Annotated in this window: 19 protein-coding genes; 2 read left to right on the forward strand and 17 right to left on the reverse strand. The window is 63.8% G+C overall.

The window, feature by feature from the left end; genetic code table 11:
• Positions 1-29: 29 nt before the first annotated feature.
• Together CD04_RS0120095 and uvrA are read right to left on the reverse strand one after the other, a co-directional pair.
• Positions 30-926 (reverse strand): fructosamine kinase family protein, encoded by an 897-nt coding sequence (locus CD04_RS0120095; RefSeq protein ID WP_038168611.1) that lies wholly within the window; start codon positions 924-926, stop codon positions 30-32.
• Positions 923-3,856: an excinuclease ABC subunit UvrA gene (gene uvrA / locus CD04_RS0120100; RefSeq protein WP_081858105.1), complete on the reverse strand. Its 2,934-nt coding sequence runs from the start codon at positions 3,854-3,856 to the stop codon at positions 923-925. The genes CD04_RS0120095 and uvrA overlap by 4 nt, the downstream gene beginning before the upstream one ends.
• Positions 3,857-4,456: 600 nt before the next feature.
• On the opposite strand from uvrA, the gene CD04_RS0120105 reads away from it, so the two are divergent.
• Together CD04_RS0120105 and CD04_RS0120110 are read left to right on the forward strand one after the other, a co-directional pair.
• Positions 4,457-5,728, forward strand: coding sequence for an MFS transporter (locus CD04_RS0120105; protein ID WP_038168613.1), 1,272 nt, complete (start codon positions 4,457-4,459; stop codon positions 5,726-5,728).
• A gap of 139 nt (positions 5,729-5,867) precedes the next feature.
• Positions 5,868-6,347 carry a single-stranded DNA-binding protein gene (locus tag CD04_RS0120110; protein ID WP_031410076.1) on the forward strand — a complete coding sequence of 160 codons (480 nt, stop codon included), beginning with the start codon at positions 5,868-5,870 and terminating at the stop codon, positions 6,345-6,347.
• 290 nt (positions 6,348-6,637) lie between these two features.
• Here CD04_RS0120110 and CD04_RS22320 read toward each other — a convergent pair whose 3' ends face one another.
• From CD04_RS22320 to CD04_RS0120185, 15 genes are all read right to left on the reverse strand, one after another.
• A complete protein-coding gene (locus CD04_RS22320; protein ID WP_197033175.1) occupies positions 6,638-7,780 on the reverse strand; it encodes a LytR C-terminal domain-containing protein in 1,143 nt (380 codons plus the stop codon).
• Between the two features lie 13 nt (positions 7,781-7,793).
• Positions 7,794-8,735 carry a type II secretion system F family protein gene (locus tag CD04_RS0120120; RefSeq protein ID WP_031410078.1) on the reverse strand — a complete coding sequence of 314 codons (942 nt, stop codon included), beginning with the start codon at positions 8,733-8,735 and terminating at the stop codon, positions 7,794-7,796.
• 18 nt (positions 8,736-8,753) lie between these two features.
• On the reverse strand, positions 8,754-9,752 hold the full coding sequence (locus CD04_RS0120125; protein ID WP_231480706.1) for a type II secretion system F family protein: 999 nt from the start codon (positions 9,750-9,752) through the stop codon (positions 8,754-8,756).
• A 17-nt stretch (positions 9,753-9,769) separates the two neighbouring features.
• Positions 9,770-11,125 (reverse strand): CpaF family protein, encoded by a 1,356-nt coding sequence (locus tag CD04_RS0120130; RefSeq protein ID WP_031410083.1) that lies wholly within the window; start codon positions 11,123-11,125, stop codon positions 9,770-9,772.
• A gap of 18 nt (positions 11,126-11,143) precedes the next feature.
• Complete coding sequence (locus CD04_RS0120135) at positions 11,144-12,319, reverse strand: AAA family ATPase (RefSeq protein ID WP_231480707.1); 1,176 nt, start codon at positions 12,317-12,319, stop codon at positions 11,144-11,146.
• Between the two features lie 18 nt (positions 12,320-12,337).
• The gene (locus CD04_RS0120140) at positions 12,338-12,811 is read right to left on the reverse strand and encodes a TadE family protein (RefSeq protein WP_031410087.1); all 474 of its coding nucleotides are present in this window, start codon (positions 12,809-12,811) and stop codon (positions 12,338-12,340) included.
• An 8-nt stretch (positions 12,812-12,819) separates the two neighbouring features.
• Positions 12,820-13,302, reverse strand: a complete 483-nt coding sequence (locus CD04_RS0120145) for a TadE/TadG family type IV pilus assembly protein (RefSeq protein ID WP_031410089.1) — start codon at positions 13,300-13,302, stop codon at positions 12,820-12,822.
• A gap of 2 nt (positions 13,303-13,304) precedes the next feature.
• On the reverse strand, positions 13,305-14,630 hold the full coding sequence (locus CD04_RS0120150; protein ID WP_031410092.1) for a TadE family protein: 1,326 nt from the start codon (positions 14,628-14,630) through the stop codon (positions 13,305-13,307).
• 34 nt (positions 14,631-14,664) lie between these two features.
• Positions 14,665-14,958, reverse strand: coding sequence for a hypothetical protein (locus tag CD04_RS0120155; protein WP_031410094.1), 294 nt, complete (start codon positions 14,956-14,958; stop codon positions 14,665-14,667).
• A gap of 27 nt (positions 14,959-14,985) precedes the next feature.
• Entirely contained in the window at positions 14,986-16,575 is a 1,590-nt protein-coding gene (locus tag CD04_RS0120160) for a type II and III secretion system protein family protein (RefSeq protein WP_038168620.1), read from the reverse strand.
• 55 nt (positions 16,576-16,630) lie between these two features.
• Entirely contained in the window at positions 16,631-17,482 is an 852-nt protein-coding gene (gene cpaB / locus CD04_RS0120165; RefSeq protein ID WP_031410098.1) for a Flp pilus assembly protein CpaB, read from the reverse strand.
• A 48-nt stretch (positions 17,483-17,530) separates the two neighbouring features.
• Positions 17,531-18,979 carry an ATP-binding protein gene (locus CD04_RS0120170; protein ID WP_231480708.1) on the reverse strand — a complete coding sequence of 483 codons (1,449 nt, stop codon included), beginning with the start codon at positions 18,977-18,979 and terminating at the stop codon, positions 17,531-17,533.
• A complete protein-coding gene (locus tag CD04_RS0120175) occupies positions 18,972-19,574 on the reverse strand; it encodes a prepilin peptidase (protein WP_031410102.1) in 603 nt (200 codons plus the stop codon). The genes CD04_RS0120170 and CD04_RS0120175 overlap by 8 nt, the downstream gene beginning before the upstream one ends.
• Before the next feature lie 24 nt (positions 19,575-19,598).
• Positions 19,599-19,796 (reverse strand): Flp family type IVb pilin, encoded by a 198-nt coding sequence (locus CD04_RS0120180; RefSeq protein ID WP_031410104.1) that lies wholly within the window; start codon positions 19,794-19,796, stop codon positions 19,599-19,601.
• Positions 19,797-19,875: 79 nt separating this feature from the next.
• Positions 19,876-20,073 carry a Flp family type IVb pilin gene (locus CD04_RS0120185; protein WP_031410107.1) on the reverse strand — a complete coding sequence of 66 codons (198 nt, stop codon included), beginning with the start codon at positions 20,071-20,073 and terminating at the stop codon, positions 19,876-19,878.
• Positions 20,074-20,252: the final 179 nt, after the last annotated feature.

Below are 20,252 nucleotides of genomic sequence, written 5' to 3' on the forward strand. Positions count from 1 at the left end.
TCTTCGCGAATGTGTGCAGATGTCACGCATCAAGGCCTCGCACCCAGCACGTCTTGCGCACAGTCCAGAGCCTTGCGCGTGTAAACGTCACCGAACAGCAAAGCGTGATTGAGCAGGTGGTAGAGCTGGTACAGCGACCGGCGCCGCGCGTACCCCGGGTGTAACGGGTAACGTGCGCGGTAGGCGGCCCAAAAGCCCGAAGGCGGGCTGCCGAACAGTTCCACCATCGCGAGTTCAGCCTCGGCATCAGAGTGACTGACAGCGGGATCGAAGATGACGGGGGCGCCTGCAGCATCCGTTGCCCAGTTACCGCTCCAGAGGTCGCCATGAATCAGACTGGGGCGTGGCGTATGGCCATCGGCGAACAAAGCGGGCAAGGCGTCGCACACAGCATCCACAGCACTCAGCAGAGCCGGGCACGCAGCGCGCGACATGAGCCGTTGGCGCATCGCATCAAGGCGCATGTCGCGCCAAAAGGCGATCCAGCAGCTGACATGGTCGCTGTGCGTCCAACCATTGACCTGCACGGTGGCGCCAAGAAAATTTGCTTCGCCCCAGCCGAAGCGGTCTTGGGGTTGCGCGTGCATGGTCGCCAGTTGCTCGCCAAATCGCGCGCTGCACGCGGCGTCGGCGGGCCGCAGATCGAGCCACTCCAGCGCCAGTAGCGAACCTCCAGACGGCAGATCTGCGAGCGCCGCAATCGTCGGCGTGCGGATGCTCCCATTGGCGGCAAGAGCGCGCAGGCCGACGGCCTCGGCGTGGAGCATCGCGGCGCGGTCTTCGGGTGCGGTTTTGAGAAATAGTCGAAGACCTGCCTGATCGCGCGCCAGCCAGGTTTCGCAAAAGCTGCCGGAGCGCAGCGGGCGTAGGGTCCAAGCCCCGCCGAATGCGGCGCGCAACGCGTCGCAAATGGCCTCAGTGGTCATGCCGTGGCGTGTTGGTGCAGCAAACGCTCCAGGTAGCGTCCCGTGAGTGATGCCGGCTCCACCGCCAGCTGCTCGGGCGTTCCTGCGGCCACCATGCGGCCGCCGCCGGAGCCACCTTCAGGACCGAGATCGATAACCCAGTCGGCGCAGGCAATCATGTCCAGGTTGTGCTCGATCACCACGATGGTGTTACCGGCATCGCGCAGCCGCAGCAGCACCTTGAGCAGCAGGTCAATGTCAGCAAAGTGCAGGCCGGTGGTGGGCTCGTCGAGGATGTACAGGGTACGACCCGTATCGCGGCGTGAAAGCTCCAATGCAAGTTTGACGCGCTGCGCCTCCCCGCCAGACAGCGTCGTGGCGCTCTGCCCCAGACGGATATAGCCCAAACCCACTTCCTGCAGGGTTTGCAGCTTGCGCGCGATGGCAGGCACCGCTCCGAACTGCTCCAAAGCCTGATCCACGGTGAGGTCGAGGACCTGCGCGATGTTCAGCCCGTGCCAGGTCACGTCCAACGTTTCGCGGTTGTAGCGCTTGCCTTGGCAGACGTCGCAAGGCACATAGAGATCAGGCAAGAAGTGCATCTCCACCTTCACCAGGCCATCGCCCTGGCACGCCTCGCAGCGCCCGCCCTTGACGTTGAAGGAAAAGCGCCCAGCGTCATATCCGCGCTCGCGCGCCAAATTCGTTTGCGAAAACAGCTCACGCAGTGGCGTGAACAGGCCAGTGTAGGTCGCGGGGTTGCTGCGCGGGGTGCGGCCCAAGGGCGACTGGTCGACGGCGATGACCTTGTCGAGTCGCTCCAGTCCGTGCAGCGCCTCGAACGGTGCCGGCTCGGTATGTGCGCCGTTGAGTGCCGCCGCGCAGGCGGCATAAAGGGTGTCGTTCACGAGCGTGGATTTGCCCGAGCCGGACACTCCGGTCACGCAGGTGAACAGACCCAGGGGTATGCGTGCCGTGACGTCCTGCAGATTGTTCCCCCGTGCGCCCGCCAGCTCCAACCAGCGTTCGCCGGGGCGTTGCCGCACGCCGCCGGGCTCGATGCGCTTGCGTCCCGATAGATACGCGCCCGTCAGCGAGGCGGCATCATTCGTGATGTGCGCAGGCGTGCCTTGTGAGACCACGCGGCCGCCGAGAACACCAGCCCCAGGGCCCATGTCGACGACGTGATCTGCGGCGCGGATCATGTCCTCGTCGTGTTCGACCACCAGCACACTGTTGCCCAGATCGCGAAGTCGCTTGAGCATGGCGATGAGGCGTTCATTGTCCCGCTGGTGCAAGCCAATGCTGGGTTCATCAAGCACGTACATCACGCCGGTCAGGCCCGAGCCGATCTGCGAGGCAAGGCGAATGCGCTGCGCCTCCCCGCCAGACAGTGTGTCGGCGCTGCGCTCCAAGGTCAGGTAGCTCAGGCCCACGTCATTCAGAAAACGCAACCGGGTCGCGATTTCGCGTTTGAGGCGTGCGGCGATCTCCGCCTTGGCCCCTTCGAGTTGCAGCGCGTCGAACCAGCCCTGAGCCTGCGCGAGCGTCACACGGCCGAGCTCCGGCAGGGTCATGCCGCCGACCTGGACGAGCCGAGCCTCGCGCCTAAGCCGGCTGCCGGCGCAGTCATGGCAGACATGCACACTGCGCAGGCGGGCGAGTTCCTCGCGCACGGCTGCGGTTTCCGTCTCGCGCCAGCGCCGCTCCAGGTTGGGAAGCACTCCTTCGAAGGGGTGTCGGCGGGTAATGGCCTTGCCTTTGGGGTCCAGGCTGGTGAAAGGGATCTGCGCGGCACCCGTTCCATACAGCAGGCGCTGGCGTGCCTCCTCCGGCAGCGTCTCGAAAGGCGTCGTCAAGTCGAAACCGTCGTGTGCAGCGACGGCCTGCAGTTGCTCGAAATAAAAGCGGTTGCGCTTGTCCCATCCGCGGATGGCGCCACTGGCCACACTGAGCTCGGGATGCGCGACCACAAGGTTCGGGTCGAACACGTCCACATGGCCGAGACCGTCACACGTTGGGCAGGCGCCCGCCGGATTATTGAAGGAGAACAGACGGGGTTCCAGATCCGGCAGTGCAGTGCTGCAGATGGGGCACGCGAAGCGACTGTTGAAGCTCTGCTCGGTGCCCGTATCCAGATCCAGGGCAAGGGCTCGACCGTCGCTCAGGCGCAGCGCTGCCTCCAGGCTTTCGGCCAGGCGCTGACGAATATCGCCACCGATTTTCACGCGGTCGACCACCACCGCCACGTCATGGCGGCTGCCATCGTCAAGTGCGGGAAGGCTCTCGGCCTCGTAGATCGCGCCGTCGACACGAAAGCGCACATACCCCTGCGCCCTCAACGCGCCAAGCAGCTCGGCGTGGCCGCCCTTGCGTGAGTCCACGACCGGAGCGAGCAGCGCAAGCTTCTGCCCCGGCGGGCGCGACAGCAGTGCGTCCACCATCTGCGACACGGTCTGTGACAGCAACGCCTGATCCGGGTGGTTGGGGCAGTGCGGAATGCCAGCTCGCGCCCAAAGAAGGCGCACGTAGTCGTAGACCTCGGTGACCGTGCCGACAGTGGATCGTGGATTGTGGCTGGCTGACTTCTGTTCGATGGAGATTGCCGGCGCCAAACCTTCGATCACGTCCACGTCAGGTTTCTCCATGCGCTGGAGGAATTGTCGTGCATAGGCTGAAAGGCTCTCCACGTAGCGTCGCTGGCCCTCGGCATAAAGGGTGTCGAACGCCAGCGACGATTTGCCCGAACCGGACAACCCGGTGATGACCACCAGCTGGTTTCGCGGAATGTCCAGCGAAATGTTCTTCAGATTGTGCGTGCGTGCGCCGCGCACACGGATCGTGCCGGTCTGGGATGCGGTGCTCTCGAGCTCCGCGGTCTTCTCCGGGTTTGGCAGCGCTTGGCGGCCGGGTTCGGTGTCGATCGTGGCGAAGCGGTTTTGGGCGTTCATGGCGGCAATTCAGTGCAACACATAACTATAGGCGCGCAAGCACTGTCGCGCAGTCGGTCGAGCCGCAACATTCGATCGCGCGCAAATGAAAGGTCTGCAAAGTCCTGCGCGGCAACCCGCTGGAATGTTTGACCTGGATGGGCGACGGGTCCGGTCCCTGAGTGCGGGGAAAGAACGCGCGGATGCCACGGGTATCCTTCGGGGCGTGTGCATGGGTTTGGTGATGCTGTATATCTGACCAATATTGAGGGGTGGGAGAGGCCCGGGCCGCACCGTGAAGTGCGTGGTGCAGCCGTGCCGCCAGCGGCTGGAAATCACCAAAGCTCCTGCGCGCATAGGGCCAGCGGCGCACGGCGCCGGGCCAAGGGCAGGATAATGTCACGGCCAAGCCTTTGCGTAATGTCAAGGCCAAGGCTCTGCGGTCGGGAAAGATTCAGCGAGAATTCGCGTTGGCCCTTGGCACCGAAGCAACGGGCACGGGTCACACAGTCGTCTTGCGCGGGCCGGCTTGAACTTCGATCACGACGCGGCGCCGACCAGCGAGAGGTAGCCCTGCCCCGCGGCTTCTGCAGGATTGTTCGCATTTTTCATCTTCATCCCATGTCCGATACCACGAGCAGCAACGCAGCCCCACCAGAAGCGTCTTCCGGCATGACAGCACTGGAACGCCGCGCCAGCATGACTCTGGCATCCATCTATGGCCTGCGCATGCTCGGGCTGTTCCTGATCTTGCCCGTCTTTGCCGTGTACGCCGAGCACCTGCCTCTTGGGCACAACAAGACACTGGTGGGCTTGGCGCTGGGCATTTACGGATTGGGCCAGGCGTTGCTGCAGATCCCCCTCGGCGCGGCCAGCGACCACTATGGGCGCAAGCCTGTCATGATCTTCGGCCTGACCCTGTTTGCGCTGGGCTCCTTTCTGGCGGGGTCCAGCGATAACCTTTACCTCATCATCGCGGGCCGGGCGGTCCAGGGCACCGGGGCGATCTCCGCGGCGATCTCCGCCATGATTGCCGATGCTACGCGCGAGGAGCACCGCACCAAGGCAATGGCCATGGTGGGCATGACCATTGGGCTGAGCTTCATCATTTCCCTCGTGGCCGGCCCCGCGCTTTACAACCTCATCAGCGTTCCTGGCATGTTCATCCTCACCGGCGTGATGGCGCTCGCAGCAATCGCAGTGATCATCTGGGTGGTGCCCAATGTGCCCATGGTCACGCATTCGGAGGAACTCCAGGGCCACTGGGCGCGTGCGGTGTTCACGAGGCCACTCATCAAGCTGGATTTTTCGATCTTTGTTGTCAATTTTCTCCAAATCAGCATGTTCGTGGTCGTGCCGCTGGCGCTGGTGAAATACGCCGGCATTCCGCTTTTGCACCACTGGATGGTTTACTTGCCGGTGGCGGTGCTGTCTTTCGCGCTGGCCATACCCGGCATCATCTGGGCCGAAAAACACGGCCATATGAAGGCGGTGTTCGTCGGTGCCGTGGCGCTGCTCGTGCTGACCATGCTTGGCTTCGCTGCTGGGTACACCAGCGCGTTGGGCTTGATCGCGGCGTTATTTTTCTTCTTCGTCGGATTCAATGTGATGGAGGCCCTCCTGCCATCGCTTGTGTCGCGCACGGCGCCGCCCAGCCGCAAGGGTCTGGCCCTGGGAATCTACAACACCGGCCAATCGCTCGGCCTGTTTGCGGGTGGTGCGGTCGGCGGATTGCTGGCCCAGCACTTCACCAAGGAGGCGGTGTTTCTGGCAGCGGCCACGTTGGCTGGGCTGTGGCTTCTGGTGGCGCTCACCATCAAGCCGCCGGCGAAGCGGCGCCAGGCGCAGGCGCACACAGCTCAAACGCGGCAGCGCCACGCCCGCGCGGGTTGAGTTCTTTCGCAGTTGCGGGTGGCGCCACCGAATTGGCGCGCTATCCTTGCTTTTGTTGTGGCTGCGTGCTTACACCGCGCGGCTAATACGCTCTGTTGCTCGGGCTTTCATCAATTTTGATCTGCTTGCAGGAATCTCCATGGCCTCCGTAAATAAAGTCATCCTTATCGGCAATCTCGGGCGTGACCCTGAGGTGCGTTACGCCCCCTCAGGGGCGGCCGTGTGCAACGTCTCCATTGCCACGACCCGTCAGTGGAAAGACAAAGCGGGCGAGAAGAAGGAAGAAACAGAGTGGCATCGCGTCGTCTTCTACGACCGTCTGGCCGAGATCGCAGGGGAGTACCTGAAGAAGGGCCGCCCGGTGTACGTGGAAGGACGACTCAAGTATGGCAAGTACACCGATAAGGACGGCGTCGAACGCTATACCACTGACATCGTCGCCACAGAGATGCAATTGCTGGGCGGTCGCGAAGGCGGTGGCGGTGGCGGTGACGAGGAGAGCTACACCCGCAGCCGTGAGGGCGCACCCACACGCGCCCCATCTGCGGCCCGACCCGCATCCCCCGCACCCAAGGCCGCCGGAAATTTCGACGACATGGATGACGACATCCCCTTTTAGCGAGCACTGATTTTCAAGTGTTGAGCAAGACCCACGGAAGCACCGATCGGTGCGCGTAAATGAAAACCCTGCCTCATGGCAGGGTTTTGTGTTGTTTGGGGCTGCGTTTCATCGCTTCGCGGCGGAAGGACAGCCTCGCGCAGTGAGGGACAACCTTCGACGCAGGGGCCGGAGATACAGCCCATGGCGAACGTGCCTTGGCAGGACCTCCTCGGCTGCGGGCCAACCGGGCCCGCGGAACACGGCGCAGCCTCGGCCCCCTTCCGGGCATGGGCCCCCGAGTGGAGGCACTACTCGAGCATCACGTGCGCGGCCTTCTGCAGCGACAGCTGCTGGTGATCGCCCCGCGTTGGCCTGGATAACCGCGCAAACGCGATGATTGCGTCGTGACCAAGGACGACGCGCACATTGGTGCCCTGCGCCAATTTCGGATCCTCGACGAGTTGGACGATTTCTGGCAGATCGTGATTGACGGCGCGCGCCGCCTCGAGCATGCCGGGCCGGTAGCGAATCTCGGTAACCGGTTGCGTGTACGGCTTGAGATTGGTCAATCGGGCCATGGGCGCATTCGCATGTTTGTGCAAGTAGCGCGCAACACGGTACGCCATGCCCGTCACGCCATTGCCGTTGCTGACCTCCAGCCCCACAATCGGCTGGGACGCCGCAACCGGGACGGTGTGTGTGGGCTCGGGCATCGCAGCAAGCGCTTGACCTGCCGCGTGCTTCCAGCGCAACTCGAAAATGTTCGGGGACACCTTGATCAGGGCCATCGAGTCCTGTGCAGCGCCCGCTTGCAGAACCGAAATGCGTGCAGCTGGTGGTGTGGCGAGTGCCATTTGTCCCGCTGCGACCGGAGCCTTCGCTGCGGTCACCGCGGGCGGGGCTCCGGTCGCTGCCACGGGGCTCGGTCCCGGCCCTTCGCCATGCGGTGACGCGGCCCCCGCATCAGACGTCGGGGGAGCAGCAGAGGGCGTGCCATTCGGTGGCGCCGAAGCCGCAGCCAGCCGGGCTTTTACCGTCCGCAGGTTGACTTGCGCGCGCGCATCCCGGGGGTCGAGTTCTCGGGCAAACTCAAAATTCTGGCGCGCCATCGCCAGATCCCCCCGCAGCAGTTCGACGTACCCGAGGTTGTTGTAGAGATAGGCCGAGCGGGGTGAAACGACGAGCGCTTGCCGGATCAGCCTTTCCGCCGCGCCGTAATGGCCCTGTCGCGCCTGCATGACCGCTAGCGCATTGCAAATCTCGACATGCCGGCGCAACTGCCGGACATAGTCCGCGTTGCCGGGGTCCGAAGACGTCGCAATCGTGCCCTCGGCCTGCCTTGCGGTGACTTCCGGCGTTCCGAGTTGGCTGGTTTGGGGGTGCATGGCCGCACAGCCTCCGAGCAAACCACCGGCGGCGATGCCGAAAATCCATGGACGAATGGTCAACATGGCGGTGTCCTTTTCACTGACCATGCAGGATCGGCAGCAGAATCCGGTCGATCTGGATCACCGCCGGGCCGAGGAGCACCAACAGCATGGAGGGGAAGATAAAAAAGACCAGGGGAAACAGCAGCTTGAGCGGGATCTTGGCTGCGGTCTCTTCCGCAGCGAGTTGGCGCTTGGTTCGCAGCTCTTCCGAGAGCACGCGAAGGGAGTCGCCAATGCTGGTGCCAAACCGGTCCGCCTGGATCAGCATGGTTGCGAAGGTATCGAGCGAATCGACACCGGTGCGCAAGGCCAGATTGCGCAGCGCCGACTCCCGGCTGCCCCCGGCCTGAATCTCCAGGTTGACCAGATGCAGCTCCTGCGCGAGCGGTACACATTTGTGCTTTATCTCATCTGCCACTTTGGCCAGTGCCGCGTCCAGACCCAGTCCCGCCTCCACACAAACCAGCATCAGATCGGTGGCATCGGGGAAGTTCTCGAAAATCGTGCGCTGGCGGTGCAACACCATCCGGTGCAGCACGTAGTTGGGCAGGTAGTAGCCAAGCGTGGCCACGCAAAGCAGAATGAACAGCAGGGCTGGGGGCGAGAAAGTGCGCCCGCTGATTTCCAGGTACACGTACGCAAGCGCTGGCAAGGCCAGGGCCAGAATCGTCTTGGCACCAAAGTAAAGGGCGATCGGCCCGTCGCCGCGCACACCTGCATGCAGGAAGCGCCGGCGTAACGGGGAGGTCTCCCACCCGCCCTTGGGCAAGGAGAGCTTGGCGAAGGGGCCCGTCAGCTTGGCGATGGTCACCATCCATTCGTCACCGGTCGGGGCCGTGCCGTAGGGGCTGGCACCCGTGACTTCGGCGATCCGTTTTTGCGTGCGGGTCGGCGAGAACTGCAGGAAAACCGCATAGGTCAGCGCGGCGACCGCACCAAAAATCAGCACGGCGTAAAGCAGGGTGACGTCAGACATGGAAGCCTCCTGAGGCGCTCAGACATGAATCCGGATGATCTTGCGCATCCACAAGATGCCGAGAAACATCAAGACCAGGGCCGTGCCGATCAGTTTGTGGCCGATCGGATCGGTCCACAGCACGGCCATGAATTTCGGGTTGATCAGGTACAGAACCCCACCAAGGAAAAAGGGCAGCAGGCTGAGGATCCACCCGGATAGCCGGCCCTCGGCCGAGAGCACACGGATCTTGCCCAGCAGCTTCAGTCGTGCGCGGATCAGGGTGCTGAGATTGCCCAGCACCTCGGTCAGGTTGCCGCCGGTTTCGCGCTGGATGAGTACCGCGACGACGAAGTAGCGCAGATCGGTGCTGGGGATGCGCGTACCAAGATTGAGCAGTGCCTGCTGGACCGAGACACCAAAATTCACCTCGTCGTGGGTGATGCGCAGTTCGGTGCCAATCGGATCGGCCATCTCCTCGCCCGCCATCTTCAAGCCGCTGGGGAAAGCATGGCCTGCGCGCAAGGCACGACCGATGAGGTCCAGCGCGTCGGGCAGTTGCTCCTCGAACTTGTGCAACCGCTGCAGCCGCTTGCGCACGACGTATGCCCAGGGCATGCAGCCGGCCCCCAGTCCTCCCAGCAGCGCAAGCTCCAGCGGTACGGCTGGAACCAGGGCGATGAGCAACGCGGCACCCAGGCCGCACAAGAACGACATCAGTGCGAAACCACCCACGGACCAGCCAAGGCCCGACTGCACCAGAAATCGATCGAAGCGCTGGATTCGCGGCACGCGCAGCAACCACTGGTCCATCATGGGGATGCGGCTGAGCATGCGCTGGCGAAGCAGCGAGGCCTCGGCGACGTAACCCCCAGCTGACAGAGCCTGCAACCGGCGGCTGATGCGCTTGGCTTCCGGGCCGCGGTAGGCGCTCCACAGCAGGTAAAGGCCTTCAATCAGCAGCACCATGGCGATGAAGGCCACCACGGCGAAGGTGTAGAAGACGTTTGCCTCAAGACCGTTCACCAAGCGCATCATGGCGGGCTCCTCAGGATTCAGGCGTAGATCCGCGACGCGTCGAATACCGCGTCGTCGAGCATCACCCCATGATTGCGCAGGCGATCGATGAATTTGGGGCGGATTCCGGTTGCGGCAAATTGCCCCTGCACGCTGCCGTCCGGGCCCACACCGCTTTGGCGGAACGACCAGATTTCCTGCATGGTGATGGTGTCGCCTTCCATGCCGGTGATTTCCTGCATGCTCACGAGTTTGCGCTTGCCGTCGGTCAGCCGTGCAATTTGCAGGATCACCGTGATGGCCGAGCTGATCTGCTGACGCGCAGCCTTGGGCGGAAGGTTGAAGCCCGCCATGCTCACCATGTTTTCCAGTCGCGACAGCGAATCGCGCGGGGTGTTGGCGTGAATGGTGGCCATTGAGCCCTCGTGCCCGGTGTTCATCGCCTGCAGCATGTCCATGGCTTCGGCACCGCGCACCTCCCCCAGGATGATGCGGTCCGGACGCATGCGCAGGGCGTTGCGCACCAAGGCACGTTGCGTGACCTCGCCCCGGCCTTCGATGTTGGGGGGCCGCGTTTCCAGACGGACCACGTGGGGCTGCTGCAGCTGCAACTCAGCTGCATCTTCGATGGTCACAATGCGCTCGGTAACCGGGATGAACCCTGAGATGATGTTGAGCAGGGTTGTCTTGCCGCCGCCAGTGCCACCGGAAATGAGGATATTCACCTTGGCCCGGGCCAGACCTTCAAGGATGCGTGCCATCTCCGGTGTGAGGGTCTTGTTCGTCACCACGTCGGCCATGGTGAGCGGCACCACCGAGAAACGGCGGATCGACAGCAGCGGCCCGTCCACTGAAACGGGCGGAATCACCGCGTTCACGCGCGATCCGTCGGGTAAGCGGGCGTCAACCATGGGGCTGGACTCGTCGATGCGGCGTCCCACCCGCGAGACGATCTTGTCGATGATGCGCATCAGGTGCGCCTCGTCAGAGAATCGCACGTCGGTGAGCTGGAGCTGGCCGCGTCGCTCGACGAACACCCGTGCATGGGTGTTCACCAGAATGTCGGAAATCGTCGGATCGGCCAGCAGCGGCTCCAGGGGCCCAAGCCCCAGCATCTCATGCTGGATGTCGCGCACCAGGCTGCGGCGCTCGACGTCGTTGATCACCAGGGGCTCCTCGGCAAGAAGCCGTTCCACGAGGATGCCGATCTCGTTGGACAACTGCTCGGGCGCCATGCTTTCCATGGCCGCCAGATCCAGGCGCTCGAGCAGGCGCTGGTGGATGCGGGTCTTCACCTCCTGGTGTTCGGCGGCGGCCGCCGGCTCCCGCCGGTGAATCACCTGCACGGTGGCGGAATCCTGGCTGATGCTCTCGAGACGGTCTCGCAGCGACATGATGATTCTCCCGATGGTTCAGGCCTTTTGCTCGCGGCGCTTCAGCCGGCTGAACCAGCTGCCCTGCGGGTCGGCGGGAAGCAGGCCCTGCACAAATTCCTGCAGGGCCTTGGTTACGGGGTTGTTGCGCGCCACGTCCAGCATGGGCTGCCCGTGGTTGACCGAAGCCGCCACGGCCGCGTAGCTGTTGGGAATCAGAAACGGTCGATCGCAGCCCAGAACGCGTTCAACGTCGTCCAGCGTGATCTCGCTTCCGCGCTCGTAGCGGTTGACAATCATGTGAATCTTCTCCTTGGCGTAACCCAGGGAGCGGAATACGGTGAGCAAACGGTGCGCGTCGCGCAGGAACGGCAGCGTCATCTGCATGACGGGGAACACGCGACGGGCTCGATCCAGCGCCTTGATCGTCACCGCGTCGAGCGAACGCCCGATGTCGATCATGACAAAGTCATATTGCGCCACGGCCAGGTTCAGCAGCGCATCGACGTGTTCGGGGCGGACCTCCATGGCCTGACCAGGGTCTTCCGGGGCCGCCAGCACGCCGAACTGCGGGTTCACCTGCACGAGGCTGGCCGCGAGGAAGGACGCGTCCAGGCGGTGGATGTTGCGCGCCACGTCCGCCAACGTGGTCTTCGGACTGTGATCATGCACAAACAGCACGGCGTCGCCGAACTGCAAGTTGAGATCGATCAGGATGACCTTGCGGCCCTCGGAGGCCAGTTGGTGGGCCGCGTTGGCGGCGATGAACGTGGAGCCGCTGCCGCCCTTGCAGGGAATGAAGGCTAGGATTTCGCCCGAGCGCCGCCCGGGCAGCGCGCTACCGAGCTTCTGATCGGCGCGCCCGATGGCAGCCAGCAGGCTTTCGGCGTCCACGGGCGAGGCCAGAACCTCGCGCACCCCTGCGCGCATGGCGCGCAGCAGAAACTCGGGCGTGTGGTTGGCGCACAGCATGATGGCCATGAGCTGGGGCCGCAGCATCGTCACCGCCTCCAGTTCCGCGAGCTCGCCGGGGTCGCGGCACATGCAGTCGAGGATGACCAGATCGGGCTGCGCCTGATTGACGACACCACGCAGCTTGCTCATCCCGCCTTCGGCGAGGTGCAGCATCTGGGGCTGCTGTCCGGCGTCGCGTAGCAGCTGCCCGATGAGTTCAAGGCTGCTGGGGCTGGGCGAGATGACAGCGATGTTCAACATGGCGCGATGTCCGAATGCTCAGAAGCAAACCGGGTTTTCTTGCCCGGCACTGTTGATACTCTGCATGCTCTCGCGTGGCAGCGTGGTCGAGAAGGCCGGCACCGAAGGCATGAGAAAGCCCATGAAGGGACTGATGAAGGGGATCTGATAGCCGCTGATGGACACCGTCACGCTCGTGCAGCTGCTGGATGTGCAACCGGACGGGTTATAGACGACCGACAACTGGGCGCTCGTCAGGTTCTGATTGAGCAGCACGTTGCGCATGCCGGCAAGAATGCTGGGGTCGCCAACATCGCAGACCACCGCCATGCGCGCACCGAGCCGCGTGGCCTCGGCCGCAGCATTCCACTGGAACAGGATCCGGCCAAAGTCGATGATCGCCAGCAGCACCGTGAAGAACAGCACAGCGACGAGTGCGAACTCGACAATCGCGGAACCCGTCTGCCGCGCTGATATGGGCGGATGATCTCGAGTGGCGGGGCCGGTGCGCATGGCAAGACTCACGACTGGCGCATCACGGTGCTGATGGTGCCGAAGGTGAACGACGGCAGGCCGAAGTTCAGTCCGAAGGCCGTAAAACCGACGCCGGACTGGAAGATGTATCCCTGGATCTTCACGGCGACGAGATTGATGCCTCCAGTCAGTGTGTAGGGCGGATCGCCTGGGCATTGCGAGGCGTCGACGCTGTCGCAGATCTCTACCATTGCCGGCGCCAGACCCGGAGCGAGTGCCGGCCCGGAGCAGCCCGTGTTGCCATATACGGCCAAGCACAGCGCAATCGCCTTGGCGGCTGGGTCGCCCGGGGCCTGGGTCGAGAGGTATCGGCACGCGTCGCGCGTGGTCTTGGCCAGGGTGTCATATTGGAATAGCGCACGGCTGAACTCGGTAATGCCAAACAGGACCAGCAGCAGCAGGGGCAGCAGCAGTGCGAACTCCAACATTGCCACGCCGCGCTGCATACGGGAGAGAGGATGGCGCATCATGGTCATTGCACCAGCGTGGGAACCATCGGCCCGAAGCTGCCTCCCGGCAGGCCGGTCGTGGCGCATGGATTGCCAGGCGTGTTGGACAGCCCCTCGAACTCGACACTGGCAGCACCTGCTCCATTCTTGTCGGTGATCGGATTGAGCATCAAGACGCAGGCATAGCCCTGCACCGGGGTGGACTGCGGGTTGGAGCCCGTCAGCAGGGAACAGTCGATGATGGGGGCCACGGCGATGCGGCGGTTGCCGGCAAGCGGGCTTGGCAGCATGTTGGCGTAGTTGTTCCCGAGCCCCATGGGATTGGCGGATTGATAGGGCAGGCCCTGGGCCTGAGAGGTCACGAAGTTGGACGCCGTGGCCTTGTCTCCTGATGCATCGACGCACGTGGAGGCGTTGCCGCCATAGGCATTGAAGGCGCAAGGCCAGGTGAGGCTGTTGGCGCCGCTTGTGGATGAAGCCGTGTAGGTAATCCCGGTCTTGTCGGGCTGCGCGCTACTGGGCGTGAGGTTGCTGGTGTAGAGGCCAAAGCGCGTGTTCCAGTATTTGGACAGCGCCGTGAGCTGGCCCTGTTGGCCGACTAGCGTGCCGACCGGCGGCAGATTGCATTCACCCGTTCCTGCGAGCATGGCATAGAGCTCGTTCGCCCCGCCGCTCGGCGGCGTGAAATCAATCCAGTTGTAGCTGCCGGTGTTCGGCCCGCCCGGAGCATAGAGTCCCGTCAACCATTGGCCGACGGTGAGGCCGTAGTCATTGGATGCGCCTTGTGAATTGGGGCCCTGGCAAACGCCCAGCGGAATCGCGCAACTGGTCACCGATGGCGACAGTGTGGCCACTGCCATGGCGTTGACCGTCTGCGGGCCAAAACCGAGCAAACGCATGAAGTACATCACGATGCCGGTCTGTGGCAGACTGCACATCACGTACTGCGCGTTCGGACTGGCGCCGCCGGCGATGGTCTGGTAGACGGAATCCGACCCCCCGGAGCCGCTCAGCACTGTGCTGAAGCTGATGTTGCCAGGCCCCAGCGCAGCATTCGTGGATTGCAGGTCGACCAGATTGCGGTTGCCCACTGCAATGCCGGCAGCCTCGGCATTCTGCAGGAATGTCCCCGGGCAGGTACCGCCGACGGCTGAGGCGCTACAGGTGAGCTCGCGCGCTGCGGCCAGAGCGCAGGCGTCGGTGGCGTTCTGCAACTCGGTCTTGATGATGAACATGCGACCAAGGTCGACGATGAGCCCGAGAAATCCCAGCATCACCACGAGCGCCAGCGCCACCATGACGATGATGGCGCCTTGCTGGGGCGCTCGCCGCACACGTGGCCGTTTCATGGCATTCGCCTCGATCGCGGGTGGTGCAAGGGGTTCACTGACCCCCGCTACTGCTGCCGCCGGCGATCGTGCCCCCGATGTTGATCACGTTGAAGGCAGGCGGCGGCGACTTGTAGCTCTGGTGGTAGCGGTCGATCACCGCCTGCGCGGATTTGCCGTCCAGGCCCGCAGGACTGCCTGGCTGGATGCCGGCCTGGGGGTCGATGTATTGCGCCTGCTTGTCGTACAGGACAGCCTGGCCGAAGCTCGAATCGAGCATGGGCGTGGGGCTGCTGCACCCGCTGAGGAGGCCCAGAAGCCCGAGGGATACAAGGATCAAGCGGTTCATGATGTGCGCTCCTGTCGGGGTGCTCGTTCAATGGGTTTCGAAGCCGCCGGCAGCAGCGGGTGCGGCCGGTGCCGAGGCTGGCGGGATGGAGCCTTCCATCTGACCCTTCAGGAAGAAGTCGGTGTAGCTGGGCGTGACGAACCGGTCAGTCGGCAGCGCGTAGTGTGCCGGCAGTGGCTTCACCAGGTGAGGGGTGATGACGAACACCAGTTCGGTCTGGTTCTTCTGGAACTGGCTGCTGCGGAACAAGGGCCCCAGCACCGGGAGGTCACCCAAACCCGGGACACGCTTGATCGTCTCGTTGGCGTTGTTCTGGATCATCCCGGCAATGGCAAAGCTCTGGCCATCGCCGAGTTGCACCGTGGTCTGCGCACTGCGGGTCGTGAAGGTGGGCAAAACCGCGGTGACGCCGCCGACGGTGGTGAACGGCGAGCCGGTTTGCGACAGCTCGGAGACCTCGGAGCTGATCCTGAGGTTGATGTTGCCGTTGTTCAGGACCACCGGGACAAACTTCAGGCCGACGCCAAAGCTCTTTTCTTCCAGCGTAATGGTCGGCACGCCGCTGATGGCATTGGTCTGCGACACCGGGATGAAGATCTTCCCACCCGACAGGAAACTGGCCTCCTGCCCGCTGATGGTCATGATGTTGGGCTCCGCGAGTACGCGCACGACGCCGTTGTTGTTCTCCGCATTCACGGCGACCAGTCGGTTGGCGCTCTGGATTGCGGCGAACACCCCAATGTCGCTGCTCAGCACGGCCGCCGCCGCACTGTCGAGGATGCTGCCGCCCGCTGAAAACAGGTTCGCGCTCCAGCCGCCAATGGCACCCCGTGCGCGGATTTCGGCGCCAAGGCTGTCGAGCAGTGTCTTGGAGATTTCCGCCACTTTCACGTCCAGCATCACCTGTTGCGGCGCGCTCACATGGAGCATGTTGATGACTTTTCCCTTCGGTGCGTAGGCTTCGGCAATGGACATGGCGCGCCCGACTGCTGTCGTGTCGCGTACCAGGCCGGTGAGGATGTAGGAGTCAGCAGCTGCCTGCACCTTGATGCCCTTGTCCTCCGGCAGCAAGAGATCGAGCTCGCTCTGCATCGCCGTGGGATCGACGGCCACGGTTACGTCAAGCACCGTGCACTGTCCGTTCTGGCTTTGCACGATGACGTTCATCGTGCCGGCGCGCTTGCCCAGAAGGTAAAGCTCGCTGGGGCTCAGCAGCATCACGTCGCTGTCGCCCACGCCATTGGTGTTCGCATTCGGCCCCGCGCTGACCTGCGGCTGCGTCGGGACGAGGCCGCCCTTGGGCCTGGCGCCTGCTGGCTCGGCCACGGGCTTGCCGGCAGCGCCGCCTGGCAGGCCTCCGATCAGCACCCGGATGGCTGGCTGGGGCAATCGGACAAGCGTGGACTTGCCCAGAGTAATGGTCGCCGTGGTCGACATGGCAATGCTGCTGCATGGTGGCGCGGAATTGGCGGAGAAGCGCGCAGCAGGCAGGGATATGGGGGCGCGATGAATGGGCACGGCACGAGCCGGGCCAGCGGGGTCGAGGAGTGCTGCCGCGCAGGCGAGAACCAGCAGGGTTCGCGCGCCGTGCATCGTCGTTTGGATCAACCGGTGCATGTTCATTCTTGTTCCCCTCGGTTCGCTGCAGCGCTCAGGCCTGGTTGTGTTGGGTTCAAAAGCACTGCAGGGTGCTGACTCCGTTTTTCACCACGTCCACACAGTCGCGACTCGCTGCGGCGGCCTCGCGGATTTGCCGGGGACGGGGCCGATAGGCCACGTGCCGTTCGACATCAACGGGCTTTGCCGGGGGTTGTGGAGACTCGGCGGTGGTGTCGAGCAGCTCGGGCTTCATCACGCCGGGCACGCGCATTTTGGTGGTGTCCATCTGGTTGCGCAGCACCAGTGACAGGGTGCCGATATTGCGCGCCAGGTCGATCTTTTCGGCTTGCTCCGGCGTGACTTCAAGCGTCACGGCGTTGACGACGCGGGGCTTGGTCTCGTCGCGCGACGTTTCCTGAGCGACAGCCAGCACAAGGATGTGTTGAAGCACGATCTTCGAGATCTGGCTGTCGTGTTGAAGATTCGAGCTGTCCTGGGTGTTGACGATGATGTCCACGTAGTTTCCCGGCAAGGCGAAACCCGCCACGCCGATCACATCGTTCACGCGCACGGTGATGGCGCGGTAACCGTCGGCAATCACGGCTGAAAGCCCGCCCGCCGTGCCCACCGGCGCAAGCTTGGACTCCACCAGCGGCTCTCCGCGCAACACCGTGGTCTTCACCACCCGCCCGTCGAGCTTCTTCACGTCTGTGAAGGCCCCGGGAGGCACGCTGCCCGCCGGCCAGTCTGCGGTGGTGAGCATCTGCGCGTTGAGCCGCGAGCCCAGCTGAATGTCCACCGCTGCAACCACCACCTTGTTGCCGGCGACCGCGCGCTGCTGCAACCAGTTTGCCGCCAGGACTGCGGCCAGCAGGCCAAGCAGCAGGGACACGACCAGCATGGCAATTGCTCTGGGGTTTTTCATGGCCTGTCTCCTCGTCTTGCCGCAGCGCGTCGAAATCGGTGTGGTGCTTCAGTGCTTGGCGAAATAGTTGTTCCAGGCCCAATCCAGGTTGGCCGCGCTCAACGTCGCAGCTTCGCCCTGGAAACGGGCACGGTCGCGAACCTGCTCGAGCAAATCACGCGGCAGGCAGGCCAGAAGAGGCCTGTCTTCGGCGGCATGGTGCTGCAGCAGATGCTCCACCGCAGCGCTCGAATAGGGGATCTCAAACTCGTCGCACACCTGTTGAAAGATGGCGCGGTAATCGGGCTCGTCGATGTGGCCCATATGAATCTTGTAGCCAAGCCGGCGCAGGAAGGCCTCGTCGGCCAGTTGGGACGGCAGCAGGTTGGAGGAGAACACCACAATCACGTCAAACGGGACCAGGAACTTGGCGCCGGTGTGCAGGCCGAGAAAGTCGATGGCGCGGTCCAGCGGGACGATCCACCGGTTCATGAGGCTCTGCGCCGGCACGAGTTGCCGGCCGAGGTCATCGATGATGAACAGGCCATTGTTGGCCTTGACCTGCGGTGGAGCCTGGTAGAAGCCCGCCTCGCGGTCGAATTGCAGATCCACCATGGGCAGCGTCAATTCGGCGCCGGTGCGAACCACCGGTCGCTCGCAGGCCACCCAGCGCAGGTCCCGGCCAGTGCCACGATCCAGACCCTGGTGAGGCAACGGCTCGTCGACTGCGCAGTGCACCATGGGGTCGTAGATCTGCATGATCTCGTTATCCACGGCAACGGCATGCGGAATGGCGACGTGGCCCGACAGCAGTCGCACCAGCAGTTCCGATACATAGGTCTTGCCGCTTCCAGGCGGGCCGTAGACAAAGATGGCACGGCCCGAATTCATCGCTGCGCCGAATTGCTCGGTGATTTGCGGTCGGATCACAACCCCACGGAACGCGACCTGCAGCTGCGGCTGCGTCACCCGCATGCTTTTCACGGACTGATGGCGCACCTGGGCGACGTAGGCCTCAAGGCCCACCGGCGCCGGGCCGGCGTATTGGCTGCGGCGCAGAAAGTCGCGCGCGCGATTGCGGCCCAACTCGGTGAGATTGAAGGCCATGGCCGCGTCGGTTTCGCCGCGGCGTGACATCTCGCACAGCCGTTCGCTGCGCAGAAAGCCCAGCAGGGCCTCCAGCACGGTCGCGGGCAGGCACACGTGCGCACTCAATTCGGGCAGACGCATCTGGCCGCGCAGATACAGCACCTTGACCATCAGCTCCAGAAGCAGCGCCTCGCTGACCCCCGTGTCCTGCACCCGCCGCACAGCGGGTGGGAGGACGGACACAGGCGCGGGCGCGGTAGCCGGTGACGGCGCAGAAGGAAATTCGACGTCGGCGTCAGGACCATGGTTCACGGTGTCGTCCAACGCCGGCTCGGTAGCCGGCGGCGCGCTTTTGCCGATGGCGCCGGGGCGCAGCAGGTCGGGCGCGTCGACCCCGAGCCACAGCGGCGAGGTGTCGTTTTCAAACATAGCTGACAAATCCCAATTGGCGCGCAATCAGGAACAGCGTCGTACCGGCGGCAATGGCCACCGCATATGGCAACATGCCTGCCGATTCGCTGCGGGCAATCTGTGCGGTCGGTGCGCTGCCGGCGGCCAGCTGCAAGGAGCCGACGAGCGCGGCCTGACTGAGGTTATGCCACAGCCGACCCAGCCGGCCTTTGACCAGGACGATGGCCAGCGCCAGGACGCCTCCGGCCATGAAGCTCCAAAGCACGGCATGAAGGCCGTCCCAGGGGCCGAGGTAGGCACCCGTCATGGCCATGAGTTTCACGTCTCCCGCGGCCATGCCGCGCAGCAGATAGAACGGCAGGGTGAGGACGAAGCCCACCCCAACGCCTTCAAGCGCGCCGAGCACGCCGACGCCGTCGTGTACGTAATCGGGGTGAAACCCGTTGTAGACCAGCGCATAACCGAGGCCGGCGAGCACAAGCCAGTTGGGAATGCGGTGGCGCGCCAGATCGATGGCACCAGCCAATAACAGCACGCCGATGAGCGCACCCAGGCGCGGATCGGTGGCGAGCATCCCCAAAAGGGTCAGGGCATCGTTCCAGTTGCTGGACATGGCGGCATCCGTGTCGGAGGGGGCTCAGCAGGAGGCCTGGCCGGTGGCAGCCTTGGTCACCTTGTTGCAAATCGCGGTATAGAGTGTCAGCAGGCTCTGGCCCATGACGCCGACCGCCACAGCAGCGGCCATTGCAATCAGCGCCGCCAGCAGCGCGTACTCGATCATCGTCACGCCACCCTCATCGCGGACGAGTTGCCTGCATACACTGCGCGTGCTCATGATCGTCCCCGGAAAGTCTCTACCGTGAGGGCGTCGCCGCAGCGGGGCCACCGCGACGCCCGTCTTGGCTGCACACGATTCAGCACGTTGCAGTGCCACCAGCTGCACTTTGGAGGCAGTTTGCGATCTTGGTGAAGACCTGCTGGATGCCGCCTTCCAGGATGATGATGGTGGCGATCAGCGCAACCGCGATCAGTGCGGCCAGGAGGGCGTACTCGATCATGGTCACGCCTTCGTCGTCGCGAACAAAGCGTTGGATGTGGGTCTGGATGCTCATTGCGGTACTCCAAGGGGATGAGGAAAAAAGTCCGTGGCCGCAGCCGCGGCCTTGGGGGCGACAGATGCGATAGGCTTCCGCATCTGCTTGAGGCCCATGCTAGACACAACCGTCGCCGTTCGGATGGGATCATGATCCCCAAATCAGGGGTCTCATTTGTCCCGCTCCGTCAGGACAAA

The organism is Thiomonas sp. FB-Cd (assembly GCF_000733775.1).
Taxonomy (GTDB): domain Bacteria; phylum Pseudomonadota; class Gammaproteobacteria; order Burkholderiales; family Burkholderiaceae_C; genus Thiomonas_A.

Excerpts from the sequence above, each read along its gene's own strand:
- CD04_RS0120095 (WP_038168611.1), bottom strand. The coding sequence starts at position 926 with ATGACCACTGAGGCCATTTGCGACGCGTTGCGCGCCGCATTCGGCGGG.
- CD04_RS0120180 (WP_031410104.1), bottom strand. The coding sequence starts at position 19,796 with ATGAGCACGCGCAGTGTATGCAGGCAACTCGTCCGCGATGAGGGTGGC.
- CD04_RS0120170 (WP_231480708.1), bottom strand. The coding sequence starts at position 18,979 with ATGTTTGAAAACGACACCTCGCCGCTGTGGCTCGGGGTCGACGCGCCC.
- CD04_RS0120110 (WP_031410076.1), top strand. The coding sequence starts at position 5,868 with ATGGCCTCCGTAAATAAAGTCATCCTTATCGGCAATCTCGGGCGTGAC.
- CD04_RS0120105 (WP_038168613.1), top strand. The coding sequence starts at position 4,457 with ATGTCCGATACCACGAGCAGCAACGCAGCCCCACCAGAAGCGTCTTCC.
- CD04_RS0120155 (WP_031410094.1), bottom strand. The coding sequence starts at position 14,958 with ATGAACCGCTTGATCCTTGTATCCCTCGGGCTTCTGGGCCTCCTCAGC.
- uvrA (WP_081858105.1), bottom strand. The coding sequence starts at position 3,856 with ATGAACGCCCAAAACCGCTTCGCCACGATCGACACCGAACCCGGCCGC.
- CD04_RS0120130 (WP_031410083.1), bottom strand. The coding sequence starts at position 11,125 with ATGTCGCTGCGAGACCGTCTCGAGAGCATCAGCCAGGATTCCGCCACC.
- CD04_RS22320 (WP_197033175.1), bottom strand. The coding sequence starts at position 7,780 with ATGTTGACCATTCGTCCATGGATTTTCGGCATCGCCGCCGGTGGTTTG.
- CD04_RS0120135 (WP_231480707.1), bottom strand. The coding sequence starts at position 12,319 with ATGTTGAACATCGCTGTCATCTCGCCCAGCCCCAGCAGCCTTGAACTC.
- CD04_RS0120185 (WP_031410107.1), bottom strand. The coding sequence starts at position 20,073 with ATGAGCATCCAGACCCACATCCAACGCTTTGTTCGCGACGACGAAGGC.
- CD04_RS0120125 (WP_231480706.1), bottom strand. The coding sequence starts at position 9,752 with ATGATGCGCTTGGTGAACGGTCTTGAGGCAAACGTCTTCTACACCTTC.
- CD04_RS0120160 (WP_038168620.1), bottom strand. The coding sequence starts at position 16,575 with ATGCACCGGTTGATCCAAACGACGATGCACGGCGCGCGAACCCTGCTG.
- cpaB (WP_031410098.1), bottom strand. The coding sequence starts at position 17,482 with ATGAAAAACCCCAGAGCAATTGCCATGCTGGTCGTGTCCCTGCTGCTT.
- CD04_RS0120175 (WP_031410102.1), bottom strand. The coding sequence starts at position 19,574 with ATGTCCAGCAACTGGAACGATGCCCTGACCCTTTTGGGGATGCTCGCC.
- CD04_RS0120150 (WP_031410092.1), bottom strand. The coding sequence starts at position 14,630 with ATGAAACGGCCACGTGTGCGGCGAGCGCCCCAGCAAGGCGCCATCATC.
- CD04_RS0120140 (WP_031410087.1), bottom strand. The coding sequence starts at position 12,811 with ATGCGCACCGGCCCCGCCACTCGAGATCATCCGCCCATATCAGCGCGG.
- CD04_RS0120145 (WP_031410089.1), bottom strand. The coding sequence starts at position 13,302 with ATGATGCGCCATCCTCTCTCCCGTATGCAGCGCGGCGTGGCAATGTTG.
- CD04_RS0120120 (WP_031410078.1), bottom strand. The coding sequence starts at position 8,735 with ATGTCTGACGTCACCCTGCTTTACGCCGTGCTGATTTTTGGTGCGGTC.